Origin of the sequence: Curtobacterium oceanosedimentum, from assembly GCF_020297365.1 — a bacterium.
Classification (GTDB): Bacteria; Actinomycetota; Actinomycetes; order Actinomycetales; family Microbacteriaceae; genus Curtobacterium.
Map to the genome: position 1 here is coordinate 124549 of NZ_JAIXIG010000005.1, position 7435 is coordinate 131983.

General features: G+C 72.3%; 8 protein-coding genes. 1 reads left to right on the top strand and 7 read right to left on the bottom strand.

Going from position 1 to position 7435, the window contains the following annotated elements; translation table 11 throughout:
• Positions 1-37 precede the first annotated feature (37 nt).
• Genes LEL83_RS03780 through LEL83_RS03790 form a run of 3 tightly spaced genes read right to left on the bottom strand, consistent with a single transcriptional unit; the run spans position 38 to position 2893 of the window.
• A complete protein-coding gene (locus LEL83_RS03780) occupies positions 38-1102 on the bottom strand; it encodes a DUF2891 family protein (protein WP_225557828.1) in 1065 nt (354 codons plus the stop codon).
• Entirely contained in the window at positions 1089-2168 is a 1080-nt protein-coding gene (locus LEL83_RS03785; RefSeq protein ID WP_198656712.1) for a DUF979 domain-containing protein, read from the bottom strand. Before LEL83_RS03785 ends, LEL83_RS03780 begins: the two co-directional genes overlap by 14 nt.
• Positions 2165-2893 carry a DUF969 domain-containing protein gene (locus LEL83_RS03790; RefSeq protein WP_225557829.1) on the bottom strand — a complete coding sequence of 243 codons (729 nt, stop codon included), beginning with the start codon at positions 2891-2893 and terminating at the stop codon, positions 2165-2167. Before LEL83_RS03790 ends, LEL83_RS03785 begins: the two co-directional genes overlap by 4 nt.
• Before the next feature lie 75 nt (positions 2894-2968).
• Here LEL83_RS03790 and LEL83_RS03795 point away from each other — a divergent pair, with 75 nt between their 5' ends.
• Positions 2969-3613 (top strand): GntR family transcriptional regulator, encoded by a 645-nt coding sequence (locus LEL83_RS03795; protein WP_225557830.1) that lies wholly within the window; start codon positions 2969-2971, stop codon positions 3611-3613.
• A gap of 70 nt (positions 3614-3683) precedes the next feature.
• On the opposite strand, the gene LEL83_RS03800 is transcribed toward LEL83_RS03795, so the two are convergent.
• The 4 genes from LEL83_RS03800 to LEL83_RS03815 all read right to left on the bottom strand — a co-directional run.
• Complete coding sequence (locus LEL83_RS03800) at positions 3684-4262, bottom strand: TetR/AcrR family transcriptional regulator (RefSeq protein ID WP_225557831.1); 579 nt, start codon at positions 4260-4262, stop codon at positions 3684-3686.
• Positions 4263-4315: 53 nt separating this feature from the next.
• Entirely contained in the window at positions 4316-4855 is a 540-nt protein-coding gene (locus LEL83_RS03805; RefSeq protein ID WP_225557832.1) for a hypothetical protein, read from the bottom strand.
• A 612-nt stretch (positions 4856-5467) separates the two neighbouring features.
• Complete coding sequence (locus LEL83_RS03810) at positions 5468-6244, bottom strand: phosphate ABC transporter ATP-binding protein (RefSeq protein ID WP_225557838.1); 777 nt, start codon at positions 6242-6244, stop codon at positions 5468-5470.
• Between the two features lie 98 nt (positions 6245-6342).
• Positions 6343-7435: sortase (locus LEL83_RS03815; RefSeq protein ID WP_225557833.1), on the bottom strand; the 1093-nt coding region annotated here is incomplete at its 5' end.

The following is a 7435-nucleotide window of genomic DNA, read 5'->3' on the forward strand; positions in this document are numbered from 1 at the left end:
CTCGCTGTGTCCGCGACGATCAGCGGCCCGACAGGGGTCAGCGAGCAGCGTGCTCCCTGGCCTCCATGGCGTCCCACGCGAAGCTCGCGAGCCAGTGCGTGGAGTAGTACTCCTCGCCCACGCTCGCGGCGAGCCCGGAGGCCAGCAGTCGGTCGGCTGCATCGTCCAGCAGGTCGGCGATCCCGGTGCCGCCCGTGCCCGCGGCGCGCAGGGCGTCCGCGATCCGTCGCGCCGATCCCGCCCGCGACAGGTCGAGCCCGAACAGGTGCACCTGCTGCGGGTCGTTCTCGTCACGGACCACCGTCGACCGCAGGATCGCGTCACCGGGCTGGACCTGGGCGAAGAAGCCCTGCGCCCACGTCGCGAACTCCGGGGCCGGCAGCACGGCACGCATCAGGTCGGCCTCGGCCAGGCCGGCGGACAGGAAGTCGTGCCCGCTCCGCTCCCAGGCGAACGGCCACCCGGCGTCGGCACCGAACCAGTCCCGCGCAGCCCCCTCGACCGCAGCCGCCAGGGCCGGACGGTCGAGGGACCGGGCGGCCTCGAGCACGAGCAGCAGCCCGAACGCCGAGTTCGAGTGGACCCCGTGCCGGACCGGGTGGGCGGCGCCGTCGATCCACCGGACGACCAGGTCCTCGAGGACGTCGACGACGGGCGCGAACGCCGGGGCGAGCGCTCGGACGGACGGCGACTCGGACGCCGACACCTCGGCGGCGAGCCGGGCGAGCCAGGCCCAGCCGTAGGGGCGCTCGTAGTGCGGGGTCTCGCGCAGGTACGCGGCCTCGGTCGCGAGGTAATCCGTCGTGAGGTGCGCCTGCAGGATCGCGGTGAGCCGTGCCTCCAGGTCGGCCGGCAGGCCGTGCGCGACCAGGCGCGCCGCGAGCCAGTGCATGTGCACCGACGAGTGCCAGTCGTACGACGTGGCGAAGGCGGGGTGGAGCTCGACGGGCAGCGCTCGGTCGTCCGGGCCGGAGGTCGCGTGGTGCGCGGCGTACGGGTACTCGCGGGTGGTGTTGTCCGCGGCGACGGCCGCGAAGCGGTCGGCCCAGGCGGCCCGGGCCAGGTCGGTCGGAGCGGTCGGGGCGGCATCAGAATGCGACAAGGTACATGACTCCCATGTTGACGACGAGCAGGATGGCGGCGGTCGGCAGCTGCGCCTTGATCGGGCCGTACTTGTCCCGCATCTCGAGCAGGGCGGCCGGCACCAGGTTGAAGTTCGCGGCCATCGGCGTGACGAGCGTGCCGCAGAAGCCGGCGAGCATGCCGATCGCGAAGATCGCGGCGGGGTTGCCGTCGAAGCCCTGCACCAGGACGGGCCAGCCGATCGCGGCCGTCATGATCGGGAAGGCGGCGAACGCGTTGCCCATGATGACCGTGAACAGGGCCATGCCGAGGCAGTAGACGACCACGGCGGCGAACAGCGATCCGTCGGGCAGGACCGACTTGATGATCGTGCCGACCGCGTCGCCGACGCCGGCCTGGGTGAACACGATGCCGAGGGTGGAGAGCATCTGCGGCAGCAGTGCCGCCCAGCCGATCGCCTGCAGCAGGCGGCCGCCCTCGCGCACGGGGGTGGCGATCCTCGGCGGACGCAGGACGAACACGGCGACGACCACGGCGAGCACCGAGCCGATGCCGAGCCCGGTCAGGGTCGCGCTGCCCTCGGCCAGCAGCGGTTCGCCACCGATGGACACGAGCGGGCCGAGCGTGGCGACCAGGACGGCGACCACCGGGATCACGAGCGCGGGGATGAAGAGCCGGTTGCCGAACCGCGTCGCGAACGCGGCGCGCTCGTCCGGGCTGGTGGTGGCGAGCACGCTCGTGCTGCTGCTGCCGCCGGCGATCCGCTGCGTCACGCCGGTCGGTTCCGCCGGACCGGTCTCCGCTCCGGTGCCCGCGCCGGGGATGCTCGCGACCCGGGTGCGGCTGGTGGTCCCGGTGAACCCGAGACCGGCGAGCGCGACCATCACGAGCACGGCGACCCCGAGGATCCAGGCGGGCAGTGCCCCTGCGGCGACGAAGGAGCCAGCGAAGAAGGACAGGCCGAGGATCCCCCAGAACGCCGCGTTGCCGATGCGCTTCGCGTGTGCGGTGTCCGTGACGATCAGGACCGCCACGGCGATGAAGAACGCGCCGATGAGCCAGTAGAGCCATTCGCTGGTGATCACGCTGCCGCTCCCGTGGTCGGGGCGTCGGCACGGACGTCCGCCGCCATCTTGTCGAGTCGGCGGTCGAACAGCAGCAGCCGTGCGCCGTGCACGATGAGCGCCGCGATGCCGGTGGGGATCGCCCAGAGGGCCAGGTCGATCGGTTCGAGCGACAGGCCGTAGGTCGCATCGACGAACGTGGTGATGAGCAGGATCGACCCCACGGCGACGAAGACGTCCTCGCCGAAGAACACGCCGACGGTGTCGGACGACGCCGAGTAGCCCTTGATCTTCTCGCGCATCCGCTCGTCGATCCGGCCGTACTTCTTCGTCGCCGCACCCTCGGCCATCGGGTAGACGAGCGGACGCACGGTCTGCGCGGGGCCACCGATGCTGGTCAGGCCGACCGCCGCGGTGACCTGCCGGATGAGCAGGTAGCCGGTGAGCAGCCGCCCCGTCGTGAGCTTGTCGAGCTTCGCGATGAGGCGCTTCGCCTGGTCCTGCAGGCCGTAGCGCTCGATCAGGCCGATGACGGGCAGGACGAGCGCGAAGGTCGTGACGGACCGGCTCGAGGCGAACCCGTTGCCGAACGCTTCCAGGATGCCGACGGGGCCGATCCCGCCGATGGCCGCGGTCACGATGCCCGCGACCGTGACGACGAGGAGCGCGTTGACGCGCAGCGCGAAGCCGACGATGACGACGGCGACGCCGATGAGGACGAACATGCCGGCCAGTCTGGTGCGCATTGTTCAACAATCGCAAGGGGGTGGCGCGGTCTGTAACACGCCCGTCACGAACGACGCCCGTGCCAGGATCGGTCCATGACCCGAACCGTCGGTGGCGCTGACTCCACGGCCGCGCGACTCCGGACCATGATCGCGTCGGGGCACTTCACCCCCGGTGCGCAGCTGTCCGAGGAGCGGTTGAGCGACCAGCTCGGGGTGTCGCGCAACACCCTGCGCGAGGCGTTCCGGCTGCTCGCCCGTGACCGCCTGGTCGAGCACGTGTTCAACCGCGGGGTGTTCGTCCGACGCCTCTCGGCCGCCGACGTCGCCGATCTCTACGCGGCTCGACGGGTGCTCGAGGAAGCCGGCGTGCGCGCCTGCGGCCCCGACGCACCGGCGCTCACCGCGGCCGCAGCAGCCGTCGCGGACGCCCGGACCGCGGCGCTCGACGGCGACTGGGGCGCGGTCGGCACGGCCGACATCCGGTTCCACGCCGAGCTCGTGCGCGCCGTGCCGAGCGAGCGGATCCACGCCCTGATGGACGGCCTGCTCGCCGAGATGCGACTCGCCTTCCTGACCACCGCCGACCCGGCCTCGTTCCACGCCGACTTCGTCGAACGCAACCACGCGATCGTGTCCGCGTTGCGCGGCGGCGACCAGGACGCCGCCTCGGCACTGCTCGCCGACTACCTGGACGACGCGGAGCGGACGCTGCGGGTGGCGGCCGGCGCAGCCGACTGAGGGACGGCCAGGAGGCCCGGTGCGGCTCCGTCGGGCGCGCTCGGTCCGAGCGTGCTCGCGCCGGTACCGGTCAGCCCTTCCCGCCGAGCAGCGCCGTGACCGCGTCGACCACGACCTGACGACGCCGCGGCGGGGTCACCGCCTGCACCAGCGGCTCGTACTCGGGAGCGGTCGCGCTCCAGAGCTCCGCGGTGTGCAGGACGAGTCCGAGCAGCACGGCCGGCCGGAACGCCCGCGGCAGGACCCCGGCGCGCTGGGCGTGCTCGACCTCGGCCACCGCGTCGGCGTAGCTCGTCGCGACCGACTCGAGCGGCGCGTCTGCTCGCTCGAGCCGGTGCCAGGTCGCCAGACGCGGCGCCCACGGGCGGCGCTGGTACGACTCGGACAGTCGGCCGGCCCAGGCGGCGAGGTCGGAGGTGTCCAACGGGACCTCGGTGAACGTGTCGGCCACGGTCTCGGCGACGAGGGCGTCGAACAGGCCCTCCTTGCTGCCGAAGTAGTGGAAGACCTGCGCCTTGTTGCTCGACGCCGCCGCCGTGATCCGCTCGAGCTTGCCGCCGACGAGTCCCGCCGACGCGAACTCGTCCCGCGCGGCGTCCAGGAGCCGCTCGCGCATCGCATCGGCGGCAGGGGGCGTGAATCGGGCCATGGCGACCACCGTACCGATCACGCAGCCCGCGGAGCTGGAGTGCCGCAGCAGCTTCAGGCCCGCTGTCTCCGCACAGCGCTCCTGAGCACCAGCGCGAGCGTCGACAGGACGCCGGCGACCACGCACCCCTGGACGAGGTCGGCGAAGCCGCGCTGCAGATCGTCCCCCGTGACGAGGATCGCAACGACCAACGCCGCCGTCATCCCGAGCACGGTCGACCGTTGGCGCGCGCTCCCGTCGGAACGGCGCACGGCGGCGTCGATCGCCACGAGCGGGACCGGGAAGAGCGCGGCGAAGGCACCCGAGCCGTTTACGAGCAGCAGCCCGAGGAGCAACCCGATGCCGAGACCGGAGGACATCGCCACCCACGCCGACGCGGCGACCCGGGTCCGCGAGGCACCTCTGCGCCCGCCCTGACCGAGCCAGTACATCGCGGCGCAGACGGCGCCGCCGAAGAGCAGGACTGAGCCGGGATCCCACAGCGCCCGGTCCGGAGCGGTCGTCATCGAGGCCCCGACCGCCATGGTGGCGAACAGCACCGCCAGGGCGCAATACCGCCTCGTCCGCTCCGTCACCGGCCAGTGATGTTTCACACCTCGACTCTAGCTTCAGATGTGTCCGGTGGCTTCGCGGCCGCACGGTCACTCCGAGGTGCTCGGTGGAGTTGCATATTTCACCCGCCATCGGCAGATTGGTGGGCGATCAGCGATGGACGCCGGTCGGGAGGAGAGTCGAGGTGAAGCGAGGGTGTTCCCGATGAGGCGCCGGGCGCCGGCCCTGATCATCCTCGGCGGAGTCGTGTCGACCGCCTGCGCCTGGATCGCACTCGATCTGCTCTACGCGTGCTTGGCCGCGCTCGCGACGATCACGTACGCTGCCTTCGCTCCGAGCGTCGTCGGGAGTACTCCGATCCGCCCAGGGTCGACACCAGACCCGGCACAGGTGCGGCGCTGGCGTGAGACACATCCGGGCTCGACGGTGAGCGAAGCGATCGATGCCGTCGACGACCGTGGGGACGTCGATCCCGGATCCCGTGGGGGCACCGGCTCCGGGTTGACTCCCCGGCACCGCTGACTCCGGACACGCTGACCTGCCGATCGTGCACATCCACACCGACGAAGCCGGAACGCCCGAACACGTCGCCGGGCTCCAGCCCCACCGGACGGGAGGCGCGGGGCGGGCCCGCACCGCGCCTCCCGTCCGGCTCACCCGAAGCGACCGTTCACGTAGTCGGACGTGCGCGGATCCTGCGGCGTCTCGAACATGGCGTCGGTCGGGCCGTGCTCGACGATCGCGCCGGGGGTCCCGGCCTCGGCCAGGAAGAACGCGCAGCGGTCGGAGACGCGTTGCGCCTGCTGCATGTTGTGCGTGACGATGACGATCGTCACGTCGGTGGCGAGCTCCGTGATCGTCTGCTCGATGCGTCGGGTCGACGTGGGGTCGAGGGCCGAGCAGGGCTCGTCCATCAGGAGGACCCGCGGCCGCACGGCGAGCGACCGCGCGATGCAGAGCCGCTGCTGCTGCCCACCGGACAGGCCGCCGCCGGGTTGCCGGAGCCGGTCCTTGACCTCGTTCCACAGGCCCGCCTTGGTCAGGGTCTCCTCGACGAGCGCTGCCTTGGCGGCCTTGTCGAGCCGGACGCCGGTCAGCGCGAGCCCGGCGAGCACGTTGTCCTGGATGCTCATCGCGGGGAACGGGTTCGGCTTCTGGAACACCATCCCGATCTGCCGCCGGGCCTCGGTGATGCGACGGGACGCGTCGTAGATGTCGACCTCGTCGAGCAGCACCTCGCCCGCGAGCGAGGCGGTGGGGACGAGCTCGTGCATCCGGTTCAGCGTGCGGAGGAAGGTGCTCTTGCCGCAGCCGGACGGCCCGATCAGGGCGGTGACCTGGCCGGCCGGCATGGTCAGCGAGACGCGGTCGAGCACCTTGTGGTCCCCGAACCAGGCGGAGACGGATCGGGCGTCGAGCGTCGCGGGCAGCGTCGACGGGTCCGGTGCCGGCGGCACGCGGTCGAACCAGCTGTCGAACTCGGCGAGGAGGGTTTCGGTTTCTGTTCCGGGCATCGTGGTCTCTTCGGTCACATCAGGTTGGGCAGGAGGACGGTGAGCTGGGACGCCGCGGAGAGCCCGACGGCGAGCACCACCGGGACGGCGACGACGAGTGTCTGCCGGCGGCCCCAGAAGCGCATCCCGACCGCGAACAGCGCGACCATCCCGGCCAGGACGATGAGGCCGAGCACCAGGAACGGCCACACCGAGCCGTCACCGGCCATGGTGAGTTCGGCGGGGGCGAGTGCGGCGTAGCCGAACGAGGGCGTCGGGGTGGGAGCGGCCTTCGAGACGAGTTCGGCGTCGACACGGACGACGGAGTCGGGCAGGAACGGCAGCCCGGCGGAGGAGACCAGGGTGAGTCGACCGTCGCCGGCCTCGAGCGGTGCCGGGACGTGGTCGCCGGTGCGGCGGACGTCGACGACCCGGTACTTCGCGGTCCCCTGCCCGGTCGTCGCGGTGATGACGGCGCCCTTGTCGAGCTGGTCGATGCGCCCGAAGGGGCCGCCGTAGGCGGTCTGGCGTCCGTAGACGACGCTCGCCCCGACCTGACCGGGCAGCGGGGTGTCCCGACGGTGGCCGACGCCGGAACGCGTGGTCTCCGACGTGGTGCCCTGGAGCACGACCGTGTCGAGGCCGAGCGCGGGGACCTGGACGATGGCGACGGGCGTGCCCTCGGGGACCAGGCGGCCGTCGGTGCCGGTCTGGCCGACGGGGGCGGTGGCGTTCGCGAGCTGGTAGCGGAACGCGTCGCGGGCGAGCTGCTGGTCGCGCGAGTACGTGACCTGCGACACGGCGGTGAACTGCAGTGCGAAGCCGACGAGCAGCAGTCCGACGACGACGATCGCCGACCCGCTGAACCGCCAGCGGTCGGGGGCGCCGAGGACCGGGATCGCGCGGGCGGCGGGCCCGGCAGACTCGTGGGACCAGCCGGTGACCGGACGGGTCGGACGCTTGCTGCGGGACGGTCGGAGCGCGCGGATCGGTCGCCACGGCCCGGCGGCCCGGCGGCGACCGCTCGCGTCCTGCTCGCCGGTGGGTCGCCGGCTCGGCAACCAGGAGGTGAAGCTCGTCATCGATCCGTCCGTCGTGGGGTTCGGGGGGTGGGGTCTTCGCGGGTGG

Bases quoted from the DNA above. Each gene is read 5' to 3' on its own strand.
- LEL83_RS03800 (WP_225557831.1), bottom strand. From the start codon at position 4,262: ATGGCCCGATTCACGCCCCCTGCCGCCGATGCGATGCGCGAGCGGCTC.
- LEL83_RS03795 (WP_225557830.1), top strand. From the start codon at position 2,969: ATGACCCGAACCGTCGGTGGCGCTGACTCCACGGCCGCGCGACTCCGG.
- LEL83_RS03790 (WP_225557829.1), bottom strand. From the start codon at position 2,893: ATGCGCACCAGACTGGCCGGCATGTTCGTCCTCATCGGCGTCGCCGTC.